The 25,865-nt window shown below is 67.9% G+C and carries 22 protein-coding genes; 13 read left to right on the top strand and 9 right to left on the bottom strand.

Annotated features, from left to right (window positions below; genetic code table 11):
* Nucleotides 1-17: 17 nt before the first annotated feature.
* The 3 genes from ABNX08_RS10840 to ABNX08_RS10830 form a co-directional block, all read right to left on the bottom strand.
* A complete protein-coding gene (locus ABNX08_RS10840; protein WP_022535240.1) occupies nt 18-782 on the bottom strand; it encodes a crotonase/enoyl-CoA hydratase family protein in 765 nt (254 codons plus the stop codon).
* A gap of 45 nt (nt 783-827) precedes the next feature.
* Nucleotides 828-1,592: an SDR family NAD(P)-dependent oxidoreductase gene (locus tag ABNX08_RS10835; protein WP_022535239.1), complete on the bottom strand. Its 765-nt coding sequence runs from the start codon at nt 1,590-1,592 to the stop codon at nt 828-830.
* Nucleotides 1,593-1,680: 88 nt separating this feature from the next.
* Complete coding sequence (locus ABNX08_RS10830) at nt 1,681-2,859, bottom strand: thiolase family protein (protein ID WP_022535238.1); 1,179 nt, start codon at nt 2,857-2,859, stop codon at nt 1,681-1,683.
* A gap of 216 nt (nt 2,860-3,075) precedes the next feature.
* Here ABNX08_RS10830 and ABNX08_RS10825 point away from each other — a divergent pair, with 216 nt between their 5' ends.
* From ABNX08_RS10825 to ABNX08_RS10770, 12 genes are all read left to right on the top strand, one after another.
* Nucleotides 3,076-3,891, top strand: coding sequence for an IclR family transcriptional regulator (locus ABNX08_RS10825; protein ID WP_022535237.1), 816 nt, complete (start codon nt 3,076-3,078; stop codon nt 3,889-3,891).
* A gap of 106 nt (nt 3,892-3,997) precedes the next feature.
* A complete protein-coding gene (locus ABNX08_RS10820) occupies nt 3,998-5,272 on the top strand; it encodes an MASE1 domain-containing protein (protein WP_022535236.1) in 1,275 nt (424 codons plus the stop codon).
* Nucleotides 5,265-6,743, top strand: a complete 1,479-nt coding sequence (locus tag ABNX08_RS10815) for an acyl-CoA-binding protein (protein WP_022535235.1) — start codon at nt 5,265-5,267, stop codon at nt 6,741-6,743. The genes ABNX08_RS10820 and ABNX08_RS10815 overlap by 8 nt, the downstream gene beginning before the upstream one ends.
* A 449-nt stretch (nt 6,744-7,192) precedes the next feature.
* A complete protein-coding gene (locus ABNX08_RS10810; protein ID WP_022535233.1) occupies nt 7,193-9,997 on the top strand; it encodes a monovalent cation/H+ antiporter subunit A in 2,805 nt (934 codons plus the stop codon).
* On the top strand, nt 9,997-10,365 hold the full coding sequence (locus tag ABNX08_RS10805; RefSeq protein WP_022535232.1) for a Na+/H+ antiporter subunit C: 369 nt from the start codon (nt 9,997-9,999) through the stop codon (nt 10,363-10,365). Before ABNX08_RS10810 ends, ABNX08_RS10805 begins: the two co-directional genes overlap by 1 nt.
* Nucleotides 10,362-11,903, top strand: coding sequence for a monovalent cation/H+ antiporter subunit D (locus ABNX08_RS10800; protein WP_022535231.1), 1,542 nt, complete (start codon nt 10,362-10,364; stop codon nt 11,901-11,903). The genes ABNX08_RS10805 and ABNX08_RS10800 overlap by 4 nt, the downstream gene beginning before the upstream one ends.
* Before the next feature lie 3 nt (nt 11,904-11,906).
* Nucleotides 11,907-12,410, top strand: coding sequence for a Na+/H+ antiporter subunit E (locus tag ABNX08_RS10795; protein ID WP_022535230.1), 504 nt, complete (start codon nt 11,907-11,909; stop codon nt 12,408-12,410).
* Nucleotides 12,395-12,667: a K+/H+ antiporter subunit F gene (locus tag ABNX08_RS10790; protein WP_022535229.1), complete on the top strand. Its 273-nt coding sequence runs from the start codon at nt 12,395-12,397 to the stop codon at nt 12,665-12,667. Before ABNX08_RS10795 ends, ABNX08_RS10790 begins: the two co-directional genes overlap by 16 nt.
* A 12-nt stretch (nt 12,668-12,679) precedes the next feature.
* A complete protein-coding gene (locus ABNX08_RS10785) occupies nt 12,680-13,024 on the top strand; it encodes a Na+/H+ antiporter subunit G (RefSeq protein WP_022535228.1) in 345 nt (114 codons plus the stop codon).
* 140 nt (nt 13,025-13,164) lie between these two features.
* The gene (locus ABNX08_RS10780; RefSeq protein WP_022535227.1) at nt 13,165-13,407 is read left to right on the top strand and encodes a hypothetical protein; all 243 of its coding nucleotides are present in this window, start codon (nt 13,165-13,167) and stop codon (nt 13,405-13,407) included.
* 95 nt (nt 13,408-13,502) lie between these two features.
* Entirely contained in the window at nt 13,503-14,330 is an 828-nt protein-coding gene (locus ABNX08_RS10775) for a class I SAM-dependent methyltransferase (protein WP_022535226.1), read from the top strand.
* Between the two features lie 182 nt (nt 14,331-14,512).
* A complete protein-coding gene (locus tag ABNX08_RS10770) occupies nt 14,513-15,544 on the top strand; it encodes a patatin-like phospholipase family protein (RefSeq protein ID WP_022535225.1) in 1,032 nt (343 codons plus the stop codon).
* Here the strand turns inward: ABNX08_RS10770 and ABNX08_RS10765 are convergent.
* The 6 genes from ABNX08_RS10765 to ABNX08_RS10740 form a co-directional block, all read right to left on the bottom strand.
* Nucleotides 15,525-16,193: a hypothetical protein gene (locus ABNX08_RS10765; RefSeq protein WP_022535224.1), complete on the bottom strand. Its 669-nt coding sequence runs from the start codon at nt 16,191-16,193 to the stop codon at nt 15,525-15,527. The two genes, ABNX08_RS10770 and ABNX08_RS10765, sit on opposite strands and share 20 nt — an antisense overlap.
* Nucleotides 16,190-19,660, bottom strand: coding sequence for an adenylate/guanylate cyclase domain-containing protein (locus tag ABNX08_RS10760; protein ID WP_022535223.1), 3,471 nt, complete (start codon nt 19,658-19,660; stop codon nt 16,190-16,192). The genes ABNX08_RS10765 and ABNX08_RS10760 overlap by 4 nt, the downstream gene beginning before the upstream one ends.
* Before the next feature lie 165 nt (nt 19,661-19,825).
* Nucleotides 19,826-20,749, bottom strand: coding sequence for a LysR family transcriptional regulator (locus ABNX08_RS10755; protein WP_022535222.1), 924 nt, complete (start codon nt 20,747-20,749; stop codon nt 19,826-19,828).
* A gap of 108 nt (nt 20,750-20,857) precedes the next feature.
* Nucleotides 20,858-22,045 (bottom strand): iron-containing alcohol dehydrogenase, encoded by a 1,188-nt coding sequence (locus ABNX08_RS10750; RefSeq protein WP_022535221.1) that lies wholly within the window; start codon nt 22,043-22,045, stop codon nt 20,858-20,860.
* 152 nt (nt 22,046-22,197) lie between these two features.
* Complete coding sequence (locus ABNX08_RS10745) at nt 22,198-23,721, bottom strand: amidase (RefSeq protein ID WP_022535220.1); 1,524 nt, start codon at nt 23,719-23,721, stop codon at nt 22,198-22,200.
* Nucleotides 23,722-23,777: 56 nt separating this feature from the next.
* Nucleotides 23,778-24,773: a tripartite tricarboxylate transporter substrate binding protein gene (locus ABNX08_RS10740; protein WP_022535219.1), complete on the bottom strand. Its 996-nt coding sequence runs from the start codon at nt 24,771-24,773 to the stop codon at nt 23,778-23,780.
* 166 nt (nt 24,774-24,939) lie between these two features.
* Here ABNX08_RS10740 and ABNX08_RS10735 point away from each other — a divergent pair, with 166 nt between their 5' ends.
* Nucleotides 24,940-25,860: a LysR substrate-binding domain-containing protein gene (locus ABNX08_RS10735; protein ID WP_041681058.1), complete on the top strand. Its 921-nt coding sequence runs from the start codon at nt 24,940-24,942 to the stop codon at nt 25,858-25,860.
* The last annotated feature ends 5 nt before the right edge of the window (nt 25,861-25,865 follow it).

The raw sequence follows: 25,865 nt of genomic DNA, 5'->3' as shown, positions 1-25,865 counted from the left end.
GATGTCGTGCGGGCGCATTACTTGCCCGTCCACACCGGCTTGCGCTTCTCGGCGAACGCGGCCGCACCTTCGCGGGCATCGGCCGAGGTGAATACCGGCGCCAGCAGCGGGCGCTGGCGCTCGAACATTTCCTCCGCGCTCCAGTCGGCGGACTCGGCCACGATCTGCTTGCTGACCGCGACCGCCAGCGGGCCGTTGGCGCCGATCTCGTCGGCCAGCGCCAGCGCGCCTGCCAGTGCCAGGCCCGGTTCGGTCAGGCGGTTGACCAGGCCGTAGGCGTGGGCCTGCTCGGCGCCCAGCATATTGCCGGTCAGCGCGTATTCCATGGCGATGTGGTACGGCACGCGGCGCGGCAGGCGCATCAGCCCGCCGGCGCCGGCCACCAGCCCGCGCTTGACTTCAGGCAGGCCGAACCTGGCCGCCTTCGACGACACGATCAGGTCGCACGCCAGTGCCAGCTCGAAGCCGCCGGCCAGTGCATAGCCTTCCACTGCGGCGATCAGCACCTTGCGCGGCGGTTTCTCGGTCAGGCCGCCAAAGCCGCGGCCGGGCAGGCTGGGGCGCTTGCCTTCGAGAAAGCCCTTCAGGTCCATGCCGGAGCAGAAGGTGCCGCCCGCGCCGGTCAGGATGGCCACGCTCAGGTCGTCACGGCTTTCCAGCTGGTCGATCGCGGCCGCCAGCGCGGTCGCGGTCTCGAAGTCCATGGCATTGCGCGCCTGGGGCCGGTTCATCGTGATCAGCAGCGTATTGCCACGGGTTTCAAGTTGCAGCGTGTCGCTCATTTTTCGTTCCTTGTATGCGGATGCGAAATCGATGCGCGTGCCGGATCAGCGCGGCGCCATGCGGATGGCGCCGTCCAGGCGGATGGTCTCGCCGTTGAGCATCGGGTTCTCCAGGATGTGCAGCGCGGTGGAGGCGTACTCATCCGGCGCGCCCAGCCGCGGCGGATGCGGCACCATGGCGCCGAGCGAGGCGCGCACGTTCTCCGGCAGCTTCGCCAGAAGGGGCGTGTCGAACAGCCCCGGAGCGATCGTGCACACGCGGATCGCGCGCTGCGCCAGGTCGCGCGCGGCTACCAGCGTCATGCCGACGATGCCGGCCTTGGCCGAGCTGTAAGGGATCTGGCCGATCTGCCCTTCATAGGCGGCCACCGAAGCGGTCAGCACGCACGCGCCGCGTTCGCCGTCGACCAGTTCGTTCTTTGCCATGCGCGCGGCACCCAGGCGCAGCGCGTTGAAGGTGCCGATCAGGTTGATTCGCACCACCGCTTCGTACTTCTCCAGCGATCCCGGCTGGCCGTCCTTCTCGACCACGCGCACCGGCGCGCCCAGGCCGGCGCAGTGGATCAGCGCGCGCAGCGGGGCGATGGCTTCGGCGGCGTCGTAGACCGCGTTCATCTGGTCGGTGTCACAGACGTCGGCCTTGACGAAGCGGACCTTGCCGCCGAACTCGTCCACCACCGCGTTGCCACGCTCTTCGTTCAGGTCGGCGATGACCACGCCGACGCCGCGTTCCACCAGGCGTCGCGCGCAGGCCAGGCCCAGGCCGGAAGCGCCGCCGGTCACGACGGCGGACATGTTTTCGAGTTTCATGGTGTGTCTCCTTGAACGGATGCTTTGCTGAGAAATGGGCGATTCCCGCGGCGTCAATCGCGCGGGAATCTGCAAGACGAGGGGGCGCTTACAGGCGCTCGATGATGGTGGCGTTGGCCATGCCGCCGGCTTCGCACATCGACTGCAGGCCGTAGCGCTGGCCGCTGTCTTCCAGCGCATGCAGCATGGTGGTCATCAGCCGCACGCCCGAGGCGCCCAGCGGATGCCCCAGCGCGATCGCGCCGCCGCGCGGGTTCAGGCGCGCCGGATCGGCGCCGAGCGCGCGCTGCCAGGCCAGCGGCACGCAGGCAAAGGCTTCGTTGATCTCGTAGTGGTCGATCTGGTCGAGCTTGAGGCCGCTCTTCTTGATCGCGCGCTGGCTGGCGGGGATCGGTGCCGTGAGCATCATCACCGGATCGTCGCCGCAGACGTCGAACGCGACAAAGCGCGCGCGCGGCTTCAGGCCCAGGCGCTGCGCGGCCGATTCGCTCATCAGCAGCATCGCCGCGGCGCCGTCACTGATCTGCGAGGCATTGCCCGCGGTCACGTTCCAGCCGATCTGCGGGAAGCGCGCGCCCAGTTCCTCGCTGCGGAACGAGGCCTGCAGCGTGCCGAGCTTCTCCACCGAGGTGCCCGGACGGATGGTCTCGTCCTGGTCGATGATCCCGTTCGGCGTGCTGATCGGCAGGATTTCACGGCGGAAGGCGCCGCTTTCTCGCGCGGCCGCGGCCAGCTCGTGCGAGCGCGCCGAATAGCTGTCCATCTGCTGGCGCGACAGCTCATATTTGGCCGCCACCAGTTCGGCCGCCACGCCCTGCGACACGAGGCCGGGCGCGTAGCGTGCCTCCATCGACGGCCCGTAGGGATTCTGGCCGATGCGTGCCGAGCCCATCGGCACGCGGCTCATAGACTCGATGCCGCAGGCAATGACGATGTCATAGGCGCCCGCCATGATGCCCTGCGCGGCGAAGTGCACCGCCTGCTGGCTGGAGCCGCACTTGCGGTCGATGGTGGTGGCGGGCACGTGGTCGGGGAAGCCGGCTGCCAGCCAGGCCACCCGGCCCGGGCCAGCCGACTGTTCGCCGGCCTGGGTGACGCAACCGGTGATCACGTCATCGACCAGACCCGGATCCAGGTTGTTGCGCTCGACCAGACCCTTGAGCACCTGCGCCAGAAGCTCGGTGGCATGCAGTTCGGTAAAGGCCGATCCCGGCTTGGAACGGCCCATCGGGCTGCGGATGGCGTCGACGATGACGGCTTGTTGCATGAGGTGTCTCCTGAAAAAGCTGAGCGTTGCGAGTCGTTGCTGGGATATTGAGACGTCCGTACCGAAAAGTGATCGTCCAATACGATGAATCGGAATTCTGGCTTCGGAAAGCTGCCATGTAAACTCAAAAAACAGCATTTGACTTCGGAAAAAACGAAGGGCAACATCCGGGTTTTGAGACGCTGGTATCAAAAAATTCAGGCCGAAGGCTCTAATATGGCTAATGCACCACAAGCTTCCGTGACCCCGACGCCCGCCGATTCCGACGGCGAGGCACGCCTCGTCAGCGCACTGGCGCGCGGCATCTCCATCCTCAACTGCTTCTCGCCGACGGTGCAGGAGCTCAGCAGCCGCGAGCTGATGGAGCGCACCGGCCTGGCCAAGCCAACGCTGTTCCGACTGCTGGACACGCTGTGCGAGCTGGGCCTGCTGCGCTATTCCGAGCGACTGTCGCGCTACGTGGCGGGGGTGGGCCTGGTCAACCTGGCCGCGCCGGCGCTGGCGCGGATGACCGTGCGCCAGCTGGCGCGCCCGCAGATGCAGGAACTGGCCGACCATATCGCCGGGCAGGTCGAGCTGATCGTCGGCTATGGCAACACGCTGACCTATGTGGAAATCGCCCAGGGCGTGGGCAGCCATGTGTTCCGGCCGGAGGCGGGCACGCGGGTGTCGGTCTCGCGCACCGCGTCCGGTCGCAGCTACCTGCTGATGATGAGCGAGGCCGAGCGCGAGGCCTATGTCGAGCAACTGGCGGCCACCGAGCCGCAGCGCGGCGACTGGCTGCGCGAGCGGCTGGCCGACGCTGCGCTCGACCTGGACCAGCTCGGCTTCTGCCGCGGTCACCGCGACCTGCACCGCGAGGTGGAATCCATTGCGGTGCCGATGCGCACGCGCCGAGACGGCGAGGCGTGGATCTTTGCCGCTTCGGTGCCGGTGTTCAGCCAGCAGAGCAAGCAGATGGAAGACGACGTCGGTCCGCGCCTGGTCAGCCTGGTGCGCAATGTCGAGGGCGCGCTGGGCGTGGCAGGCTAGGGCGCCCTCGGATCTCCCCTGGCGCCGGATGGCGCCGGGTGACTTACCTTGTCCCTCCATGGCGCGGCAACTATCCTGAGTCACACGTGCCATGGGAGGGGAATCCATGCAGCAGATCCGCTTGGCAGTGACGGTCGGCGTGCTGGTGCTGGCCGCCGGGATCGTGTCACAGATGCTGGCGCAGGCCGCGACCGAGGCCGTGCCGGTGTGGCTGGGCAGCGGCGTCACGCTTGCCGCGTTGCTGGTTTGCGCGCGCTGGTCGTGGCCGGCGGTGCTGGTGGGGGCGGGCATCACGCTGGCGGGTTGGGGCATGGCTGCGCATGCGCTGAAACTGCCCGGCGCCGTGGCCTTCGGCCTGATCGAAGTGGTCAGCCTGGGCACGGCGGCATGGATCGCCACCTATGGCCGGCGCGACCCGCAGAGCCCGCTCGGGGCCACCCTGCTGATCGCCGGCGCGCTGGTGGGGTCGGCGCTGGGCGCGACGCTGGCGGTGGAGTTGTGGCGCTGGCAGCGGCCGGGGCTGGACCTGCCGGTCGAGTGGCGCGCCTGGTTCTTCTCCACGGCGGCGGGGCTGCTGCTGGTCGCGCCCGTGGCCGTGGCCTTCCGCGGTTTTCGCGTGCGCCGCTCTGGCGGCATGCCGATGCAGCAGTTCCTGGCCGGCGGGCTGGCCTTCATCATCTTTATCGTGGCGGTGCTGGCGGTGTTCTCGGACCATGCCACGCAGCGCTTCGGCGGGCTCGCGCCCACGCTGGCCTACGTGCCGATGCCGTTCCTGCTGGCCACCGCGCTGCTGTGGGGCCCGCGCGGCGGTGCCATCGCCACGCTGCTGGGCTGCCTGCTTATCATCTACCGCACCGCGCGCGGCGCGGGCCCGTTCAATATTATCGAAGGCTTTCCCGGCGAGGCCGTGGTCGAGGTGCAGGGCTTCGTCATCGTCTGGGCGCTGGTGATGCTGCTGGGACGGGCGCTGTCCGAAGGACGCCGCGCGGCGCTGGAGGAAGCCCGCGCCTGGCGCCTGCGCTATGCACGCACGCTGCAGGCCGTGGGCGTGGCCAGCGTCGAGTATGATGCCGTGACCGGGCGCGCCACCTGGAGTGAAGGCGCGGCCGAGTTGCTCGGCGCCACCATCCGCCACGTCAACAGCGTCGATGAATGGCTGGACCGCGTCGATGCCGCCGAGCGCGGGCTGGTGCAGGCCACCTGGTCGGCGGTGGCGCGCGGTGACGCGCCCGACAGCGTGCAGGAATACGCGGTGACGCTGCCCGACAGCGGCCGGCTGCGCGTGCACGAACGCCTGGCCGGCATCCGCGGCGCCGACGGCAAGGTCGAGCAGGTGGCCGCACTGCTGCGGCGGGCCACGCCGGAGCCCGCGCATGGCTGAGCCGGGCGTGTTCCTGATCCACGGCCTGGGCGGCACGCAGTATGACCTGGGCTCGATGCACAAGCGCCTGAAGCGCGCCGGCTTCGTCACGCATTCGCTGACGCTGCCCGGCCATGGCTCGCGGCCGGAAGACCTGTGCGGCGTGCGCGCCGAAGACTGGCTTGAAGCGGTGCGCACCAAATACCGCGAGATCGTCGACCAGCATGAGACCCTGCATGTGATGGGCATGTGCATGGGCGCGCTGCTGGCGGTGGAAACCGTCAAGCGCGAGCAGCACAGCAAGGGCCGGCTGGTGGCGCTGGCGCCGCCGGTCTATATCGACGGCTGGGCCACGCCGTGGTATCGCGGCCTGCGCGCGCTGCTCTACCAGGTGCCGGGCGTGCCGAACCGGATGAAGGTGGAAGAGGAAGAACCCTACGGCATCAAGAACGAGCAGTTGCGCGAGATCGTCAAGGCCAAGTTCGCGCGCGGCGAGAACTTCCACTACCAGTGGGTGCCGCTCGCCTGCATCCGCGAGGTGGACCGGCTGCGCGGCTTCGTGCGCAAGGGCCTGCAGCGCATCACCTGCCCGACGCTGGTGGTGCATGCGCGGCTGGACGAGCTGACCAGCCTGCGCTCGGCCAACTACCTGGTCGAGCAGATCGGGCAGGGCAAGCGGGCCGGGCAGGCGCGCATGCTGGTGCTGGAAGACAGCTACCACATGGTGTGCGTCGACAACGACCGCGAGCTGGTGGCGAGGCACGTGCTGGAGTTCTTCGAGGCCAGCGTCGGCACGTCGCTGGGCATGGCCAGCGACGATGCGCGCATGAGCCCGGCACAGATGGGCGAACTGCTCGGCGCCGCGCGCTCCGACCTGGAGCAGGGCGATTTCACGTCGCTGTATGCGCGCGGCAAGGGCGATTTCGCGTGGTTCCAGCCGGGCGCCAACCGCACCACCGGCGTTTATCGTGGCGAGCGCGGCCTGGCGCGGCTGCGGGCATGGGCCGATGGCGGGCTCGCGTTCACGGCCTTCGGCGCGCCGGTGCTCAATACCGGCATGGCGGTGGTGCCGGCAACGCTGCGCAGCGGCGCGCTGGCCTCGCAGGGCGTGCTGGCATTTGCGCTGCGCGACGGCAAGCTGCTGGAAGGGCGCTGGTTCCCGGACGAGATCGCGCTCGAAGACGCGCATTTCGGCGGCGCGCCGGCGGTGCAGGGCCCGAGCCCTGCCGAAAAGGCCTTCGAGGCCGCCGTGGCGCTGTCGAAGACGCTGCGCCAGGCCCCCGACAACGACACGCTGCTGGCGCTGTACGCGCTCTACAAGCAGGGCAGCGTCGGCGACGTCAGCGGCGAGCGGCCTGGCATGATGGACGTGGTCGGCCGCGCCAAGTACGACGCCTGGGCCGCGCGCCGCGGGCTTGCGCGCGAGCAGGCCATGCGCGACTACGTGGCGCTGGTCAACCAGCTCAAGTCGGCGGAGGCCCAGTCCGCCTGAAGTTCGCCTGACGGCCCTCAGTGGCCGGTGAACACCGGGGCGCGCTTCTCGAGGAACGCCTGCTCCGCTTCGCGGTGGTCCGCGGTCTGGTGCGACAGCGCCTGGAAGCTGCGATTGCAGGGAACCACGGCCGCTTCATCTTCTTCCCGGGAACCATCGTCCCCGAAGCGTAGTACGCGTCGACACTGCTGCGCAGCATGGGGAGCGGCGCGTCTTCAGTTTCTTTTGCAGGGCGATGATTTTTTTCGCGCTGCAGGCAAAATTTCACACACGACTTGCGCGATGCCCCCAGAATCCGGACAGTAGGGGGTACGCTCGCCCCCACAGGACTTTGCCGATGACCGCCGTTGCCGTCGCTGTTGTTGCCTGGAAAGAAACGCCGGCCCGCCGGGGCGCCGCCATGCGTGCGCCGGCCGGGCCCGCCCCCGGTCGCCCTTGAGGCCGCGGCGATGGTGCTGGTGCTGCTGATCGCGCTGCCTGTCGTTGCCGCGGCGCTGACGTGGGCGATCGGCGTGCGCGCGCCGCGGCTGATAGCGCCGGTGATCGTGGGATTTCCGCTGGCCGCGCTGGTGCTGTTGCTGCGCCTGCGCGGCGCGGTCTTCGACAATCCCGGCCATGCGCTGGGCTGGCGCATGGAATGGCTGCCCGCGCTGGGGCTGGACCTGTCGCTGCGCCTGGACGGCCTGGCCTACCTGTTCGCGCTGCTGGTCATCGGCGTCGGGCTGCTGGTGATCCTCTACGCGCGCTACTACCTGGCGCGCAATGAATCCGCGGTGCGCTTCTTCTGCCTGCTGCTGGTGTTCATGGCAGCGATGCTGGGCGTGGTGCTGGCCGCCAACCTGCTGTTGCTGGTGGTGTTCTGGGAGCTGACCAGCATCATGTCGTTCCTGCTGATCGGCTTCTGGTCATGGCGCGCCGATGCCCGCCAGGGCGCGCGCATGTCGCTGGCCGTCACTGGCGGCGGCGGGCTTGCGCTGCTGGCCGGGGTGCTGCTGCTGGGCCATATCTGCGGCAGCTTCGAGCTGTCCGAGGTGCTGGCGCAGGCGGGCAAGGTGCAGCGCCATCCCCTCTACACGCCGATGCTGGTGCTGATCCTGCTGGCGGTGTTCACCAAGTCCGCGCAGTTCCCGTTCAGCTTCTGGCTGCCGCAGGCGATGGCCGCGCCCACCCCGGTCTCGGCCTACCTGCACTCGGCCACCATGGTCAAGGCCGGGGTGTTCCTGCTGGCGCGGCTGTACCCGGTGCTGGACGGCACCAACGGTTGGTTCTACCTGGTCAGCATGACCGGCCTCGCCACGCTGATCTTCGGCGCCGGCATGGCGTTGCTGCAGCGCGACCTGAAGGGGTTGCTGGCATATTCCACCATCAGCCACCTGGGGCTGATCACGCTGCTGTTCGGGCTCGATACCCAGCTCAGCACGGTGGCGGCGATCTTCCACATCATCAACCACGCGGTGTTCAAGGCGTCGCTGTTCATGGCCGCGGGCATCATCGACCATGAAACCGGCACGCGCGACCTAGACCGGCTGCACGGGCTGGCGCGCTACATGCCGCATACCGCGGTGCTGGCCATCGTGGCATCGCTGTCGATGGCGGGCGTGCCGCTGTTCAATGGCTTCCTGAGCAAGGAAATGTTCTTCGGCGAAACGCTGGCGCAGGGCCTGCTGGGCGAATTCAACTGGGTCATCCCCGCTGCCGCCACGCTGGCCGGCGCGCTGACGATGGCGTATTCGCTGCGCTTTATCTACGGCGTGTTCTTCGGCGGCCTGCGCCCCGACGTGCCCAACTACCCGCCGCACGAACCGCCGCGCTTCATGAAAGTGCCGGTGGAACTGCTGGTGGTGATCTGCCTGGTGGTGGGGCTGGTGCCGGCCCATACCGTGGGCAACCTGCTTGCGGCGGCCTCGCTGGCCACGCTGCGCGCGCCGTTGCCGCCGTACAGCCTGAACCTGTGGCACGGCGTCAACCTGCCGCTGGCGATGAGCCTGATGTCGATGGCGGGCGGCGCGGCGCTGTTCTTCCTGCGCCGCGATGCGCTGCGCCGCTGGCAGCAGGGCATCGAGCACCTGAACGCGCGCCGCACCTTTGAAAGCGGCATGCGCAGGCTGGAACGCTTTGCCAGGGCCGTCACGCGCTGGCTGGAAAGCGGCTCGCTGCAGGCTTATATCGGCTGGATGCTGCTGGCGCTGCTGGCCGTGCCGGCGTATTTCCTGGCCGACCTGGAGGCCCTGGCCGGCAGCGTCCCCGCCGGCGCGCTGGACCCGATGGGCGCCGCCGCGCTGGCGCTGCTTGCCTTGCTGGCCGTGGCGGTAGTGGCCGCGCACGGGCAGCGCATGCTGGCGCTGGTGCTGGTGAGCGGGTGTGGGCTGATGGTGTCGCTGGTGTTCCTGCGTTTCTCGGCGCCGGACCTGGCGCTGACGCAGATCTCCGTGGAGGTGGTGACCGTCCTGCTGCTGGTGCTGGCACTTTTCTACCTGCCGCGCGAAACGCCGGAGCGCCAGGACCATCCCCGCCGCGTGCGCGACGTGGTGCTGGCGCTGGGTGGCGGCACCTTGCTGGCGGTGGCCGCCTATGCCGTGATGACGCGGCCGTACGACCCGGTTTCCGCCTTCTATATCGAGCAAGCCGTGCCCGGCGGCGGCGGGCACAACGTGGTCAACGTGCTGCTGGTCGATTTCCGCGGCTTTGACACCATGGGCGAGATCTGCGTGCTGCTGATCGCCGGGCTGGCGGTGCAGGCGCTGCTCAGGGGCATGCGGCTGCCCACGCCGTCGGCCGCGCCCGACGGCCTGCCATGGACCAGCCAGGCGCATCCGCTGCTGCTGGCGATGCTGGCGCGGCTGATGCTGCCGCTGACTTTGCTGGTGGCGGTCTTTATCCTGCTGCGCGGCCACAACCTGCCGGGCGGCGGCTTTGTCGCCGCGCTGATCACGTCGGTGGCGCTGTTGCTGCAATACGTGGCCAACGGGGTGCGCTGGACCGAGGCGCGCATCGCACCGGACTATCGCGCCATCGCCGGCGGCGGCATCCTGCTGGCGGGGCTGACCGGGCTGGGCAGCCTGGCCTTCGGCTATCCGTTCCTGACCACGGCGTTCGGGCATTTCCACATACCAGGCATCGGCGAGGTGGAGCTGGCGACCGCGATGATTTTCGACCTCGGCGTCTTCTGCACCGTGACCGGCACCACGCTGGTAATCGTCTCGCACCTGGGCGTGCGCAACCTGCCGCCGGCGCGGGCCGAGGAGGACGCCTGATGGCCGCCCTCTACGCCATCACGATCGGCATCCTGACCGCCTGCGGCATCTACCTGCTGCTGCGCGAGCGCGTATTCCCCGTGGTGCTGGGGCTGACGCTACTGTCGTATGCGGTCAGCCTGTTTCTGCTCGGCATGGGGCGCTTGTCGATCGGGCGGCCGCCGGTGATCGTGCCTGGCGCCAGCTATGCCGATCCGCTGCCGCAGGCGCTGGTGCTGACCGCCATCGTGATCGCCTTCGGCATGACGGCGTTTGCCGTGGTGCTGGCGCTGCGCTCGCTGGGACTGACCGGCAGCGATCACGTCGACGCTGCCAGCCGGCCGGAATCACAGGACGAGGTGGGCGACAAGCAGGAGCCGCGGCCATGAACCACGCCGTGCTGCTGCCCATCGTGGTGCCCATGCTGGCCGGCGCGTTGCTGACCGCGATGCCGGCCCAGCACCCGCGCGCGCAGCGGATCGTGTGCGGGCTGGCGACGCTGCTGCTGGTGCCGCTGGCGGTCACGCTGGTGCGCCAGGCGGCCACCGGTGAGATCGCGGTCTATGAGGCCGGCAACTGGCCCGCGCCGTTCGGCATCGTGCTGCAGCTCGACCGCACCGGCGCGATGATGCTGTTGCTGACCGCGGTGCTGGCCGTCGTCGCGCTCGCGGCCGCAGGGGACGGCACGGCGCGCCGGGGCCGGCATTTTCATGCGCTGTTCCAGTTCCAGCTGATGGGGCTGAACGGCGCCTTCCTCGCCGGCGACCTGTTCAACCTGTTCGTTTTCTTTGAAATCCTGCTGATCGCGTCCTACGCGCTGCTGGTGCACGGCGCGGGACGCGCGCGCATCGGTGCCGGCTTGCATTACGTGATCCTGAACCTGGTGGCGTCCTCGTTCTTCCTGGTGGCCATCGGCGTGTTGTACGGGTTGTCCGGCACGCTCAACATGGCGCACCTTGGCCTGCGCCTGGCGGGCCTGCCGCCGCAGGACCTGCCGCTGGCGGTGGCGGCAGGCGCGATGCTGATGCTGGTGTTCGCGCTCAAGGCCGCGCTGTTCCCGCTGTATTTCTGGCTGCCGCGCGCGTATGCCAGCGCCACCGGTCCGGTGGCGGCGCTGTTCGCCATCATGACCAAGGTCGGCATCTACGCCATGCTGCGCTGCGACGCGCTGATCTTTGGCGGGCCACAGGGGCTGCTGGGGCCGTTCCTGCATGACTGGGTCTTCCCGCTGGCGCTAGTGACGCTGGCCATCGGCGCGATCGGGGCGTTGGCCGCCAGGTCGCTGCGCGCGATGACCAGCTACCTGGTGGTGGCGTCGGTCGGCCTGCTGTCGGCCTGCGTGGCGATGCAGACCCAGGCCGGCTGGGCGGGGGCGATGTACTACCTGCTCAGCACCACGCTGTGCACCGCCGGCTTGTTCCTGCTGGCCGATGCGCTGGAGCCGGAGCAGCCGCGCGAGGACGGCGCGCTCGTCAGCGCCTCGCGGCTGGCTGGGCTGCTGTACATGGTCGGCGTGGTGGCGGCGGTGGGGCTGCCGCCGCTGTCGGGCTTTCTCGGCAAGGCCATGATCCTGCGTGCCACACCGACGCCGTGGATGCCGGCGCTGTGGCCCGCGGTGCTGGTATCGAGCCTGCTGCTGCTGATCGCCGTGTCGCGCACCGGCACGCGGCTGCTGTGGCGGTTGCCGCATGAGGCCAGAGGCGTGCCGGAAGGCGACGAGTATCTCGATGAAGACCATCCCGCCGCGACGCGTGGCCGGGTGCGGCCGGATCCGCGCAAGCTCGCCTGCTGCGCGCTGCTGCTGGCGGGCAACGTGGTGCTGACGGTAGGGGCGCGGCCGGCCAGCGAGTACGTGGCGGATGCCGCCGCGCAGCTGCTGGACCGTAGCGCCTACCTGCGGGCGGTGCTGCCCGGGCAGGGGAGGTAGGCCATGCTGCGCCGCCTGCTGCCCCATCCCTGGCTGAGCCTGATCCTGCTGGTCATCTGGCTGATGCTGTCCAACAGCATCGCCCCCGGGCACTGGCTGCTGGGCGCGTTGCTGGGCTGGGCCATCGGCCGGCTGGCCGACCGCTGGCTGGTGCTGGGTGCGTTCCGCCTGTCGCGTCCCGACCTGATCCTGCGGCTCAGCATCCATGTGCTGATCGATATCGTGATGGCCAACGTGGAAGTGGCGATCCTGGTGCTGGGCCGCACCGCGCGCCTGCGGCCGGCCTTCATCGTGGTGCCGCTGGACGACGAGCATGAGCTTGCCACCACCGCGCTGATCAGCATCGTCTCGCTGAGCCCCGGCACGCTTTGCGCGGAACTGAGTGACGATCGCCGCGCGCTGCTGGTCCACGTGCTCGACCTGGAAGAAGAGGCCGCACTGGTCGAACGCATCAAGTCGCGCTATGAAACCCCGTTGAAGGAGATCTTCCAATGCTTGCCATCGTGATCCCGGTGTGCCTGGTGCTCCTGGGCCTGGCCTTCCTGCTGACGCTGGCGCGCCTGCTGCGCGGGCCCAGCCTGCCGGACCGCATCGTGGCGCTGGATACGCTCAATATCAACGCGATCGCGCTGATCGTGCTGCTCGGCATCCGCCTGGAGTCGGCGATGTTCTTCGAGGCGGCGCTGCTGATCGCGGTGATGGGCTTTGTCGGCACCGTGGCGCTGTCCAAGTACCTGCAGCGCGGCGACATCATCGAATACTAGGAGGGCCGGGAGATGCTGCACCCCGTTGCGGAATTCATTGTTTGCGCGCTGCTGCTGGTTGGCAGCGGGTTCATGCTGGTCGGGGCCATCGGGCTGTTCCGGCTGCCGGACTTCTTTATGCGGCTGCACGGGCCGACCAAGTCGACCACGCTCGGTGTGGGCGGCGTGGTGCTGGCCTCGGTGGCGTATTTCAGCTTTCGCGGCGATGCCAGCCTGCATGAGCTGCTGGTGATTGCGTTCCTGTTCCTGACCGCGCCGATCAGCGCGCATTTGCTGGCCAAGGCCGCGCTGCAGCGCCAGTTGCCGGTGGATCCGCGTACGCGGGGCAGCGGCTGGCTGCCGCGGATCAAGGAGTAGCAGGATGATTCTTGGTCAGCCGGTCAGCGGCCGGAGATGCCGATACGGATCATCGCACTGCCTTGGTCCTGTACTTTCTGCAAGCGCCGGCGCCATACTGCATCCCGGCTACCTGGAAGCCATCCACAGGAGACGAACCCATGCCATCCTCGCAAGATCCGCGCCTTGGCGCCTGCGTCTACCTGCTGCATATGCTGCTGCAGCGCACCGAGGCAACGCGCCCCGGCTTTATCGACCAGATGATCCGCGGCGTCACCGCCGACCGCGACGCCTTGCCGGCGGACGCGCCGGGGCGCGATGAATCGCTGCCGGTGTTCGACGAGACGCTGCGCATACTGACTCTGGCGAGCGAACAGCTGCAGGGAACCGCCCCCCGGCCATAACCAATGCCGGCCGGGCCTTCCGTTTACATTCATCGCAATCTGTCCTACACCCAATCACGCGACACCGGCATTTCACGCCGTGGCAAGGGGATCCCATGGGCATGCAGCAATCCGACAAGGTCTTCGCGGGGCCGATCCCGGACATCTATGAGACCTTGATGGTGCCCATGATCTTTGCGCCATATGCTGCCGACCTGGCGGCGCGCATTGCCGCGCTGGAACCGCGCCGCGTGCTGGAACTGGCCGCGGGCACCGGCGTGGTGACGCGGGAACTGGCGCGGCGGCTGCCGGCGGATGCCTTGATCGTCGCCACCGACGTGAACCCGCCGATGCTGGCCCGCGCGCAAGCGGTTGGCACCGGCCACCCTGTGATCTGGCGCGAAGCCGACGCCATGGCGCTGCCGTTCGACGATGCCAGCTTCGACCTGGTGGCCTGCCAGTTCGGCGTGATGTTCTTCCCGGACAAGGCCAGGGCCTTTGCCGAGGCCCGCCGCGTGCTGGTGCCGGGCGGGACGCTGGTCTTCAATGTCTGGGACCGGATCGAGTGCAACGCCTTCGCCCGCGATATCACGGCGGCACTCGCCGCGCTGTTTCCCGAGTCGCCGCCCGAATTCATGGTGCGCGTGCCCCACGGCTACCACAGCCAGGCCACCATCGAGCAGGACCTGCGCCAGGGCGGCTTTAAGGCGCCGCCGGTGTTCGAGACGGTCACCGCCACCAGCCAGGCCGCTTCGGCCCGCATCACCGCGGTGGCGTTCTGCCAGGGCACGCCGCTACGCGCTGACCTGGAAGCGCGCGGGCCGGACGCTGTATCGCGCGCCACCGATCACTGCGAACAGGCGCTGATCCAGGCCTACGGCACCGGGATCGTGGCCGGTCCGATGCAGGCGCATGTGGTCGTTGTGGCCGCCTCCACCAGCTGAAGCGTTGCCAGGGACGTGCGGCAGCTGTCTATGCGGCCATTGCCGTGCTGACCACGAGCGGGTTCTTTCCCTACACTTGATCAAGGCGGAACAGCGCACGCGGTGCCGCCGCAGGCCAATGCGTACCTGCCAGCGATCCATAAGATACCTGGGCCTGGCAATGGCAAGAGAAGGGAAATCGTATGGAGCGGGAGCCCGCAGAACAGAAAGCCGTGGCGCTTGCCCTGCAGGGCGGCGGCATGCATGGCGCCTTTACCTGGGGCGTGCTCGACCGGCTGCTGGAGGATGGCCGGCTGGCAATCGAGGGCGTGAGCGCGACCAGCGCCGGTGCCATGAACGGTACCGTGCTCGCGTACGGGCTGTTGCAGGGCGGCAGCGACGGCGCGCGCGAGGCCCTGCATGACTTCTGGCTCGCCATCGCGCGCTCCGCGCTGCGGTACAGCCCGTTGCGCTGGATGCCATGGATGAGGGGCAGCCATACCCTGGGCCTGAATCATTCCCCGTTGTATGCAATGGCCGACATCGCGCTGCGCATCCTGTCGCCATATCAGTTCAATCCCAACAACCTGAATCCGCTGCGCGATGTGCTGGGCAGCCACGTCGACTTCGCGGCCCTGCGCGAGCATTGCCCGATCCAGCTGTACCTGTGCGCCACCAATATCGAGACGGGGCGGATACGCATCTTTCCGCCGGAAGAGCTGAGCATCGACGCAGTACTGGCGTCGGCCTGCGTGCCGACGCTGTTCCAGGCGGTCAGCATCGATGGCCAGCACTACTGGGACGGCGGCTACGTCGGCAACCCGGCGATCTATCCGCTGATCTACCACTGCCAGACCCGCGATGTCGTGATCGTCCATATCAACCCGATCGTGCGTCGCGGCGTGCCGCGCACGGCCGCGGAAATCCTCAACCGTGTCAACGAGGTCAGCTTCAACTCATCGCTGATGCGGGAGATGCGCGCCATTGCCTTCGTGACCTCGCTGATCCGGCAGGGCAAGCTCGATGGCAAAGAGATGAAGGAGATGTGGATCCACTCGATCCGGTCCGACGAGACCATGGCGGCGCTGGGCGTCTCGACCAAGTACAACGCCGACTGGAACTTCCTTTGCTACCTGCGCGACCAGGGGAGGGCGGAGGCAGGCAGGTGGCTGGAGCAGCACTACGACAGCGTCGGCCAGCGCTCCAGCATCGATATCAGCGGGGAATTCCTGTAAACGGGGCCGCTGCCTGCGGCGGACCCGGCTGCGCCAGCCGCCACGCCAGGTTGTCGCGCGCCGGGTCTTCGTAGCGCGCGTGGAACAGGTCGGTATGGTAGATGCGGGGGCTGTCCAGCAACGCGCGCAGGAAGGTCCGCTCGGCGGCGTCGTAAGCCGCGTCATCCAGGTCGGTGCGCTCGGCCCGCAGGCAGATGCCGTTCTGGCGGAAGCGGGCGCGACTGCTTCCCAGTGCCGCCAGGTCGATATCAGCGGTGAAGCGGCCGGCCACGCTCGCCGGGATATCGGCGTGCGTGGTTTCCAGGATCAGGCCGGCGATACGCTCCGCGGCCGCAATGCCGCTCGCCGACCAGTGACGGATCCACTCGGCGCTGCGTTGCTCGTTGTCGGTCGCGCCGGGCACATAGATGACATCGTGGCACCACAGCGCCAGCTCGACGGCGTCGACGTCGGCAGCGGGGATCGCGCTGTGCGCCCAGTCGAAGTCGCGCAGGCAGCGGCGCACGTGGTCGAGGGTGTGGTAGTGGCGGGTCGGCTCGGCGTAGTAGCGGGCCAGGTCGGCAAAGGCTGCGCGCGCGCGCGCGCCTCCCGAACGCGTCCACAGGGCGAGAAAGCGGTCTTCCAGGTGGCGGGCTTGGATGGGTGTCATGCGCGCGCAGGCCCTGGGGCATTGGCGTCCTTGCCGGCAAGCGCTGCGAGCAGCGCCTGCGCCTGTTGCCAGTCCGCGGTATCGGTGCCCTCACTGAAGCTGGCGTAGATCTGTGCCAGCACCTGGCGCGCCGCGTCGGCCTTGCCTTGTTGCTGCCACAGGCGGGCCAGGCTCAGCGTAGCCTGCAGCTCCAGCGGCCTGGCACCCTGTTCGCGGGCGACCGCGATGGCCCGGTGGAAGCAGGCTTCGGCCTCATCGCAAGAGGCGGCCTGGCCGGGGCGTTTGGCCTGCTGCTGCAGCAGCATGTCTCCCCTGAGTCGGTGCAGGGTGGCTTCATCGAGCCGCTCGCCAGTCTCTTGCACCAGCGCTTGTGCCCGGGCAAGCGCGTCCAGCGCGGCCGCGGTCTGGCACGCATTGCCACAGGCATCGGCAAGCAGCGCCAGCAGGTTCGGCACGCCCAGTGCCGCACCGGTGGCCTCGTAGGCGGCAAGGCCCTGGTGAATCAGTGCGATGCCCTCCTGGTGGCTTCCCAACCGGGCCAGCGCCCAGCCCTGCAGCACGTGGCCCCACGCCAGGTAGATCGGGAATCCCTGCTCCCCGGAAATCGCGATGGCCGCCTCGGCGTACTCGCGGGTCAGTTGCGGCTCGCGCCGGCACTGGTGCAACTCAGCGGCAAACACCAGGCAGAGCGCAAGGTTGTAGACATCCGGGCGCGCGCGGGCCATGACCAGCGCCCGCTGGCTGGTCTCGTGGGACTGGTCCGGATGGCCGAGGTACCACAGGATCCAGCTCAGCGTGCTGGTCGCGTGGACGGCCGGGTCGCGGCCGTAGCCCATCAGGAAGTCGTACCCTTGCTCGTCAGGGTGCTGCACGGCGAGCACCTGCTCCATATGCATGCGCGCGGCATCGAGCTTGCCGAGGCGGAACAGCGTGGCGCCCAGCACGCGATGGCCCTCGGCAAGCTGCTTGGGCTTCTGCGACTTCAGCGCCAGGCCGAGCAACCGCTTGCCCAGGGGCAGCGAGACCTGGTACTGCGCGCGCAGCTGGTAGAACGCCCACAGGCCCAACTGCGCCGAGAACATATACGGCGTCTGCTTGCCTTGCTCGCACAATGCCAGCGCGCGCCGGTAATTGGCTTCCACTTCCGCCGAGGCCTGGCCGCGCGAGGCCATCAGCGCCGGCCCGAGCGCGAGCAGCAGCGTCAGCTCCAGGCGCGCGCGTTCGGCATTGTCGGGCTGCCGCTTGAGCAGTTCGACCGCCGTGCTCAGGTGCAGGATTGCCTCAGCCTGCGCCGAGCGCTGCAGCGCCTGCTGGCCGGCGCAGTGCAGGTATTCGACCGCCTTGGGGATATTGCCGCTGTGGCTGTAGTGGTGCGCCAGCTCGCTGCAGTAGTCCTTGAGGCGGCCGTGGAAGATGGTCTCGATGGCCTGCGCGGTGCTTTCATGCAGCGCGCTGCGCTGCTCGCTGAGCAGCGAGTTGCCGGCGACCTCCTGGGTCAGGGCATGCTTGAACGCGTACTCGACCTCCGGGAACGCCGGGCGCTCGTAGATGAAATCCGCCGCCTGCAGGTCGGCCAGCAGCGGGCGCAGCCTGGCTTCCTCCAGGCTGCTGACGCGCAGGATCAGGCTCAGCGGGAATTCCTTGCCGATCACGGCCAGCGTCTGCAGCAGTTCCTTCTGGGCCAGCGGCAGCCGGTCGATACGCGCGGCCAGCACACCCTGCACGGTGGTCGGGATATGGAGCAGGGCGGGTGCCTCCTCGATGCGGTAGCAACCGGGCGGGCCGAGCAGCGCCCCTTCCTCGACCAGGGTCTGCACCACTTCTTCCATGAAGAACGGGTTGCCTTCGGTCTTGTCGAGGATCAGCCGCTTCAGCGGCACCAGGCTGTGGTCGTCGCCGAGCAGCGCGGTCAGCAGTCCCTGTGCCTCGGCCGGTCCCAGCGGTTGCAACTGCAATTGCGAGTAGTGCTCGCCACCGTCCCAGTGATGGACATACTCCGGCCGGTAATTGACCAGCAGCACGATGCGCGCGCCCGGCACATGCTCGATCAGCATGTTGAGGAAGGCTTCGGTCTCACCGTCCAGCCATTGCAGGTCTTCAAAGATCACCTGCAGCGGCTGGTTGAGGCTCTCCCGGACCAGCAGGCGGGCGATGGCATCGAAGGTCCGCTGGCGCCGGATGGCCGGGTCCATGGTCGGCAATGGCGAGCCGGACTCTACCGTCCCCATCAGGTAGAGCAGGTAGGGCAGGTGGTCTTCCAGCGAACGATCGAGCGTCAGCAGCCTGCCGGTCACCTTCTCGCGGCAGCTGCGGTCGCCGTCCTGGGCCGTGATCTGGAAATAGTTCTTCAGCAGCTCGATCAGCGGCAGGTAGGCAAAGGCCTTGCCGTGCGACACCGAGAAGGTCTCCAGCGCCAGGCAGCCTTGCTGTGACCTGACCTTGAACTCGTGGAACAGGCGGGACTTGCCCACGCCGGCCTCGCCGACCACCGCGACGATGCGTCCGTTGCCCGCCTTGGCTTGCTCGAGCGCATCGTGCAGATGCTCCAGTTCCGCGAGGCGCCCGACGAAACGGGCCAGGCCACGATGCGCCGCCACCTGGAGGCGCGTGCGCAAGGCCCCGAGGCCGACCACCTCATACACCGCCAGCGGCTCCCGCACGCCCTTGACATGCGTGGTGCCCAGCGCCGTGAACTCGAAGTAGCCTTCGGTCAGCTTGTGGGTCGATTCGCTCACCAGGATCGACGCGGGCGTGGCGATCCCTTCCATGCGCGAGGCGATATGGATGGTGTGCCCGACCGGATCGTAATCGGTATGCAGGTCATCCTTGCGGATCGAGCGCACCACCACCTCGCCGGTATGGATGCCGATCCGGATCTGCAGCGGGATGCCTTGCTCGAGCCGCACCCGGTCGCTGTGCCGATGCATCGCATCCTGCATCCGCAGCGCCGCGTACAGCGCGCGCAAGGCATGGTCTTCGTGGGCGATGGGGGCGCCGAACAGCGCCAGGATGCCGTCGCCCAGGAACTTGGCCACGTAGCCTTCATAGTGGTGGACGGCCTCCATCATCAGCGTGACAACGGGGTCGATCAGGCGGCGCGTGTCCTCGGGGTCCAGGTCCTGGGTGAGTGCGGTCGAGCCGGCCATGTCGGCGAACAGCGCGGTGATGGTCTTGCGTTCGCCGGCGGCTTCGCCGCGGGCTTCCATGGCCGCCTTCTCGGCCAGGATGCGTTCGGCGAGGTGGGGTGGCGTGTAGTGAACGGGTGCCGGGACTGGGGGGGCGGGCGGTTTCGAGGATGGAGCAGCGGCAGGCGCGTCGGCCAGTGCAAAGCCGCACGCACGGCAGAACTTGGCGGCGTGAGTGGCCTCCTCGCCGCACTGCGGGCAGACGCGGACAAGCCGGGCCCCGCATTCCTCACAGAAGTTGGCGCCTGCGAGGTTCGCGAAACCGCAACTTGTGCAGCGCATTTCGGCTCCTGGCGAGCATTGGTCACGTCGGCGTTACTCTCACCTATTAGATGCACAATCGGCTGGGGTGGCAAGGATTCCGGCAGTGCGGCGGCGGCAAGGCGGGGTGCGCCTGTTTGCGGCGTTGGCGGTACCCGGGCGCCTGACCGCCAGGGCGACAGTCGACTAGGCGGTGGATCGCGTGGCGGCGGCGATCGACCGCGCCGCCGGGCACAGGTGGTCCACCAGCAACCGGGCCGCCACGGGAAGACCATCGTAGGAGCGAATGCACAGGTTGAGCCTGCGCTGTGCCCATGGTGCATCGAGGCCGATGGCGCGAATGCCCAGTGTCCTGGCATAGCGCCTGGCAAGGCTGACGGGCAGAATGCCGATGCCCATATTGGACTCCACCATCAGGCATACCGCGTCATAGCTGTTGACCTGCATGCGGAACTTCACCGGCACCCCGAGCTCGCCGGCGATGCGCTGCAGCTGCAGATTGATATAGCTGCCGGTCTGCAAGCCGATCAGGTGGTGCCCCAGCAGTTCCGCTGTGTTCAGCTTCTTGCGCCGACCGAGCGGGCTTCCCTTTGGCACGACCACGACGAGCTGGTCCTCCCGGTACGGCAGGGTGATGACGTCATGCTGGTGCCCGCCCACCTCGGCATAGCAGCCGATGTCGGCGGCGTTCTCTGCCACGCCGCGCAGGATCGCGGTGCTGATCCGCTCCTCGAGTTGCAGCTGTACGTCGGGATACTTCTCGATAAAGCCCTGCAGGTCGGCTGGCAGAAACTGGGCGATGGAGGAAACGTTGGCATAGATGCGGACCAGGCCGCGCGTGCCGCTGGCGTACTCTTGCATCTTCGTCGCGACATTGTCGAGGTCGTTGACGATGCCGCGCGACAGGTTCTGCAGCGCGATGCCCGCCGGCGTGGGGAAGATGCCCTTGTTGCTGCGCTCCAGCAATTGCGTGCGCAGCAGCGCCTCGAGATCGCTGATGCGCTTGCTGACGGCGGAGGCGGCGATGTGCTCGCGCTCAGCGGCGGCCGCGATCGTGCCGAGCTCGGACACCGCAAGGAACAGCCTGAGCGAAACCGGATCGATCCTCATGGCAGGAAGAAATCAGGACCGGAGCCGGCATCCCGGCCCCAGGCATGGGGGCAAGCGGATTGTGCCATCGTCCGATGCGACGGCACAATCCGTGCTGCGCGACAATTGTCATTGCCAGGCCAGCTCAAGGACAGCCCTCAGGTCAGCCTCGGTCGTGATCGGCCGAAGGTTGTTGCGCGTCACCATCGGATGCTCCAGCGCCGGGCCGATCATGCTCTCGACCTTGGCCCTGGCGAGTCCAAGGTCTCCGAGCGTGGTCGGCATGCCCAGTTCCACGAGCAAATCGCGCAGGATGTCATGGAACGGCCGCCCGGGTTGTCCGAGGGCAGCGCGCAGGCGGTCATGCTGCGACGTGGCCGTGCCTTCGAGCCATTTCGCCTGTGCCAGCATCAGCACGCATGCCGCATCGCTGTGCGCGATGCCGCCATAAGGCCCGATGATATGGACCATCCAATGGCTGAATCCGTGGGGCACGGACATCTGGCCCATGCCCGTGTACCAGGTGGCGAGCTGGCACTGCGTGAAGGGATCCCGCTGCGTCGTGTCGCGCAGTTTCGGCAGGTTCTGCATATAGAGCTGGATCGCCTTCTCCGCAAGCAGGCTGGCAAACGGATGGGTGGCGGAAGAGCAGGCCGTATTGATAGCGTGATCGAGCCCGCGGATGCCGGTCGACATGAGCAGGCGCGTTGGGGTCTGCTGGAGCAGGACAGGGTCGTAGAGGATCGCCTGTGGCGAGCCATCCGGCACCACGAAGCGTGCCTTGAGCCGGGTTTCGTCATCGACAGGCGTACTGACCGGTGTCCATTCCGAGGTGGCCAGCGTCGTCGGAATCGCGATCTGGCGAATCGCCGCCGGTGCGTGCGATGTGGTCAGCATTTCCGTGCCGTCCTCGGACAACACGAATTGCAGCGCCAGCATGCTTTCCCGGTCGTAGGCGCCCTCTGAGATGCAAAGCTGCATCGCCTTGCACATGTCCATGACGGAGCCACCGCCCACAGAGAGCAGGACATCCGCGCGCGCATCGCGGGCGGCGCGGGCCGCCTTCAGCACATTGGACAATGGCGAATGCTCGCCGACGTCGTCGGTCAGGCCGACGATCTGGCCGCCCAGGCGGGCCTTCAGCTGGTCAATGAAGGTGGTCTTCGTGTGTATCGACCGGGAGCACACGATGAACACGCGGCTGTAGCCAAGCAGCGACAGGACGCCGGGCAGGGCGGCTGGGGCCGATACGTTGTGCAGCACACGCTCGTGGCCCGTGAACCGGTAACGACCGGGCCTCTGTTCGACAGTCTCCATTTGGCATTCCTTTGTGCTTTGCCGCGCGAACGCGGGCGGTACTGGGGGACGGCCAAATGATGACCGGCGGCAAGCCGGCTGAAAAACAGTGGTTCGAGAGCCTGCCATCGCGAACCACGATGGTAGGACTGCGTTGCGGCCCCCGAGCCAGGCTATACCGCGGAAACGCCCTCCCGATGCGCCCCTGCGTTGAAGACCGGCGGCGCCGTGACAATGGAACGTAGCGCCGGCGTGGCCGGCTTGAGCGAGGCCAGGTCAGGCACCGGACGGCGCAACGCCGCCGAGCCGGCAAAGGCCGTTTCCATCGCTTGCGCCGCGCCCAGCGTTTGCGCGTCGGCGCGGAAGCGGCCGGTCACCTGCAGGCCGAACGGCATGCCGAGCTCATCGGTGCCGCACGGGAGCGAGATGGCCGGGTGCGTGGTCAAAGTCACGACATAGGTCAATGCCAGCCAGCGGTAGTAGTTCTCCTGCTTTTCCCCGTTGATGGTCTCCGCGAACAGGCGCGTCCACGGGAACGGCGAGACCGGCGTGGTCGGCGACAGGATCAGGTCGTAATCCTGGTAGGCCTGCTGGAAGCGCTGCAGGATGCGGTTCTGCTCCGCCTGCGCCCATGCGCTGTCCACCAGCGACATCTTCGCGCCCATCTCGTAATTGGCGCGCGTGTTCGGCCCCAGGCTGGCGGGGTCGCGCTGGTAGGCCTCGTGCATGCCGGCGACAAAGCTCTCCGCGCGCAGCACGTCGAAGCAGCGATGCACATCGCCAAGATCGAAGCTCACCTCGTCGCAACGCTTGAACAGATGCTGCATCGCGGCGATCTTGCCGCGGAACACCCGGCGGATGCCTTCGTCCACGGCGCAGCAGCCGAAGTCCTCGGTCCAGCCGACCCGCAACGATGACAGGTCCAAGGGCGCCGGGGAGGCGAAGGCGGCGGCATCCACCGCATAGCTCAAGGGATCGGTGACCGATACACCCGCCGAAGCCGCGAGCTGCAGGCAGGCATCGGCGACTGTGCGGCCCATCGGGCCGACCACCGAGATCGGCGTCCATCCCAACAGCTTGCGCGAGTTCGGGACCACGCCGGGCGAGGGCCGGAAGCCGACCACGCCACATTTGGCCGCGGGAATGCGCAGCGAGCCACCGGTATCAGAACCCGTGCAAACCGGCAGGAAATCCGCGGCCAGTGCGGCGGCCGAGCCGCCGGAGGACCCGCCGGCGTTGAGGTTCGGGTTGAAGGGGTTGCCGGTCGCGCCCCAGACGGCATTGCGGGAGTTCGCGCCGGCGCCCATTTCCGGGATATTGGTCTTGCCGACCACGATGGCGCCGGCCGCCCGCAGCCGCGACACCAGCACGTTGTCCTGGGTGGGTACATGGCCGCGGTACAGCGGCGAGCCATAGGTGGTCAGCAGGCCCTCGGTGGCCTCCAGGTCCTTGACCCCCAGCGGCAGGCCATGCAGCAGGCCCAGCGGTTCGCGGCGCAGCACCGCCTGCTCGGCGCGCCGCGCTTCTTCGCGTGCGCGCTCGAAGCAGGTGGCGGTGATCGCGTTGATGAGCGGGTTGTAGGTCTCGATGCGGGCGATGCAGGCGTCGAGCAGTTCAACCGGCGAGATCTCCCCGGTGCCGATCAGGCGGCGGAGTTCGACCGCGGAAGCCGAGGTCAGGTTGTCTTGGGCGTTCATGAAATTGGTGTCTCCGGAGCCGCGCCGTCCCGGCGCCAATGGCCCGCGTCTGAAGGTCAGTCGAGCTTGATATTTGCGCGTTGCGCAATGGCCCGCATCTGCGGGATTTCCTTTTCGATCATGGTGCTGACTTGCTTGCCGGGCGCGTAGGAGGGCTCGATGCCGTTGTCGGTCAGCTGCTTGCGCGTGGCCGGATCGGCGACGGATTCGGCCAGCGCCTTTTCCAGCTTCGCCTTGACTTCCGGCGGCACGCCATGCGGCGCGACCAGCGCGATCCAGGTGCTGGCGTCCATGCCGGGATAGCCGCTTTCGGCGACGGTCGGCACATTGGGCAACAGCGACGAGCGCTTCGCTGTGGTGACCGCGATGGCCTTGATCTTGCCGGCCTTGAGCTGCGGGAGGGCCGCGGCCACGGTGTCCACGCTGAACGGGATCTGGCCGCCGATCAGGTCGGTCATGGCGGGGGCGCTACCCTTATAGGGCACATGCAGCAGCTTGGTGCCGGTGAGGTTCAGCAACTGCTCCGCGGCGAAATGGGCCGTGGTGCCGGCGCCGAACGAGCCGTACGAGTATTTGCCAGGCTCGGCCTTGGCCGCGGTGACAAACTCCTTGAGGTTGTTCACGGGCACATCGCGGTTCGCCAGCAGGATCAGGCCGGTCGAGCCGATCTGGCCGATCGGATCGAAGTTCTTCTGCGGGTCATAGGGCAGCCGCGCGTAGACCGCGGGATTGACCGTGAACGTGGTGCCCGACGTCGCCATCAGGGTGTAGCCGTCCGGTGCCGACTTGGCCACATAGCTGGCCGCGACGACGGTGCCGGCGCCGGGACGGTTCTCAACCACCACGGTCTGGCCAAGGCGTTCGCCCATTTTCCTGGCGATCACGCGGCCGACCACATCGGTGGCGCCGCCTGGCGGAAACGGCAGGATCAGCTGGATCGGCTTGGATGGATAGCTGCCTTGCGCGGCGGTAACGGCCGGCGCCAGAGCAGTTCCGGCGGCGAGGCCGCAGGCCGTCAGGACGAACAAGACGCGGTGGGTGGGGGATCGCATATTGGTGCTCCGGCAGGTGGCAGGACGACGCGTTGCATAGCAGGGCGCGTGACACCATCGTACGACCGATCCGGAGTGAGATCGTAGCAATGTTTCGAAGTCTTGATTGCCGAATCGGCAATCAATAGAATCGACCTTGTCGCCCCTTGTCCCTGCCCAAGCCACCATGTCCTACCGCATCCTGCAGGAAACCGCTGTCCGCTACTTCCTCGAGGTCGTGCGCACCGGCTCGGTCAAGGACGCCGCCCAGAAGCTCAATGTGGCGCCGTCGGCGGTCAGCCGGCAGATCGCCAAGCTGGAAAGCGAGCTCGACACCTTGTTGTTCGACAGGCGGGCGCGGGGCCTCGTCCCCAATGCGGCGGGAGAGTTGCTGGCTGCCCATGCCAAGCGGGCGCAGCAGGACATCGAGCGCGTCACGGGGGATATCCAGGCGCTGCGCGGCCTGCGCGTGGGGCAGGTCCGACTGGCGAGCGTGGAGGGCCTGGCGCACGATTTCATTCCGACGCTGGCGGCGAGCTTCCGCGAGAAGTACGGCGGCATCCGCTTCGACCTGGACGTCTGCCCGCAGGGCGACATTGCCAAGCGCATCCGCGACGGTGAAGCTGACGTCGGCATCACGCTGAGCGGGCTTCCGGAACTGGATATCGAGGTGGAGCTGCGCCATCCGGCGCCCGTGCTGGCGGTCATGTCCCCGGATCATCCGCTGGCGGGCCAGCGCCAGCTTTCCTTGTCCCAGGTCGTCGCCCATCCGCTGGCGTTGCCGCCCAAGGACAGTTCGCTGCGGCAGTTGCTCGACACAGGTTGCAGCCGCCAGGGATTGAGCTACCAGACCGTGTTTTCCAGCAACCAGCTGAATTCCTTGCTCGGATTCGCGGCAGCAGGGGGCGGCGTGATTACCTTCTACGGGGAGCTTTCGGTACGGAGCCAGCTGAAGGCGGGCACCATCGCCGCCGTGCCCTTGCGCGACCGGGAGATGAACGAGCGCTATGTCGAGATCCAGACCCTGGCCCGGCGCAACCTGCCACCCGCGGGGCGGGCTTTCGTCCAGCACCTGGCCGCGGCCATTACGCAGATTGGCGAGGCATGATTGCC

It is taken from the genome of Cupriavidus sp. DF5525 (assembly GCF_040149425.2).
GTDB lineage: Bacteria > Pseudomonadota > Gammaproteobacteria > Burkholderiales > Burkholderiaceae > Cupriavidus > Cupriavidus pickettii_A.
This window is presented reverse-complemented; position numbering and strand designations above follow the sequence as displayed.

Excerpts from the sequence above, each read along its gene's own strand:
- ABNX08_RS10830 (WP_022535238.1), bottom strand. The coding sequence starts at position 2,859 with ATGCAACAAGCCGTCATCGTCGACGCCATCCGCAGCCCGATGGGCCGT.
- ABNX08_RS10740 (WP_022535219.1), bottom strand. The coding sequence starts at position 24,773 with ATGCGATCCCCCACCCACCGCGTCTTGTTCGTCCTGACGGCCTGCGGC.
- ABNX08_RS10750 (WP_022535221.1), bottom strand. The coding sequence starts at position 22,045 with ATGGAGACTGTCGAACAGAGGCCCGGTCGTTACCGGTTCACGGGCCAC.
- ABNX08_RS10765 (WP_022535224.1), bottom strand. The coding sequence starts at position 16,193 with ATGACACCCATCCAAGCCCGCCACCTGGAAGACCGCTTTCTCGCCCTG.
- ABNX08_RS10815 (WP_022535235.1), top strand. The coding sequence starts at position 5,265 with ATGGCTGAGCCGGGCGTGTTCCTGATCCACGGCCTGGGCGGCACGCAG.
- ABNX08_RS10780 (WP_022535227.1), top strand. The coding sequence starts at position 13,165 with ATGCCATCCTCGCAAGATCCGCGCCTTGGCGCCTGCGTCTACCTGCTG.
- ABNX08_RS10785 (WP_022535228.1), top strand. The coding sequence starts at position 12,680 with ATGCTGCACCCCGTTGCGGAATTCATTGTTTGCGCGCTGCTGCTGGTT.
- ABNX08_RS10820 (WP_022535236.1), top strand. The coding sequence starts at position 3,998 with ATGCAGCAGATCCGCTTGGCAGTGACGGTCGGCGTGCTGGTGCTGGCC.
- ABNX08_RS10735 (WP_041681058.1), top strand. The coding sequence starts at position 24,940 with ATGTCCTACCGCATCCTGCAGGAAACCGCTGTCCGCTACTTCCTCGAG.
- ABNX08_RS10775 (WP_022535226.1), top strand. The coding sequence starts at position 13,503 with ATGGGCATGCAGCAATCCGACAAGGTCTTCGCGGGGCCGATCCCGGAC.
- ABNX08_RS10745 (WP_022535220.1), bottom strand. The coding sequence starts at position 23,721 with ATGAACGCCCAAGACAACCTGACCTCGGCTTCCGCGGTCGAACTCCGC.
- ABNX08_RS10800 (WP_022535231.1), top strand. The coding sequence starts at position 10,362 with ATGAACCACGCCGTGCTGCTGCCCATCGTGGTGCCCATGCTGGCCGGC.
- ABNX08_RS10825 (WP_022535237.1), top strand. The coding sequence starts at position 3,076 with ATGGCTAATGCACCACAAGCTTCCGTGACCCCGACGCCCGCCGATTCC.
- ABNX08_RS10840 (WP_022535240.1), bottom strand. The coding sequence starts at position 782 with ATGAGCGACACGCTGCAACTTGAAACCCGTGGCAATACGCTGCTGATC.
- ABNX08_RS10770 (WP_022535225.1), top strand. The coding sequence starts at position 14,513 with ATGGAGCGGGAGCCCGCAGAACAGAAAGCCGTGGCGCTTGCCCTGCAG.
- ABNX08_RS10805 (WP_022535232.1), top strand. The coding sequence starts at position 9,997 with ATGGCCGCCCTCTACGCCATCACGATCGGCATCCTGACCGCCTGCGGC.
- ABNX08_RS10755 (WP_022535222.1), bottom strand. The coding sequence starts at position 20,749 with ATGAGGATCGATCCGGTTTCGCTCAGGCTGTTCCTTGCGGTGTCCGAG.
- ABNX08_RS10810 (WP_022535233.1), top strand. The coding sequence starts at position 7,193 with ATGGTGCTGGTGCTGCTGATCGCGCTGCCTGTCGTTGCCGCGGCGCTG.
- ABNX08_RS10795 (WP_022535230.1), top strand. The coding sequence starts at position 11,907 with ATGCTGCGCCGCCTGCTGCCCCATCCCTGGCTGAGCCTGATCCTGCTG.
- ABNX08_RS10760 (WP_022535223.1), bottom strand. The coding sequence starts at position 19,660 with ATGCGCTGCACAAGTTGCGGTTTCGCGAACCTCGCAGGCGCCAACTTC.
- ABNX08_RS10790 (WP_022535229.1), top strand. The coding sequence starts at position 12,395 with ATGCTTGCCATCGTGATCCCGGTGTGCCTGGTGCTCCTGGGCCTGGCC.
- ABNX08_RS10835 (WP_022535239.1), bottom strand. The coding sequence starts at position 1,592 with ATGAAACTCGAAAACATGTCCGCCGTCGTGACCGGCGGCGCTTCCGGC.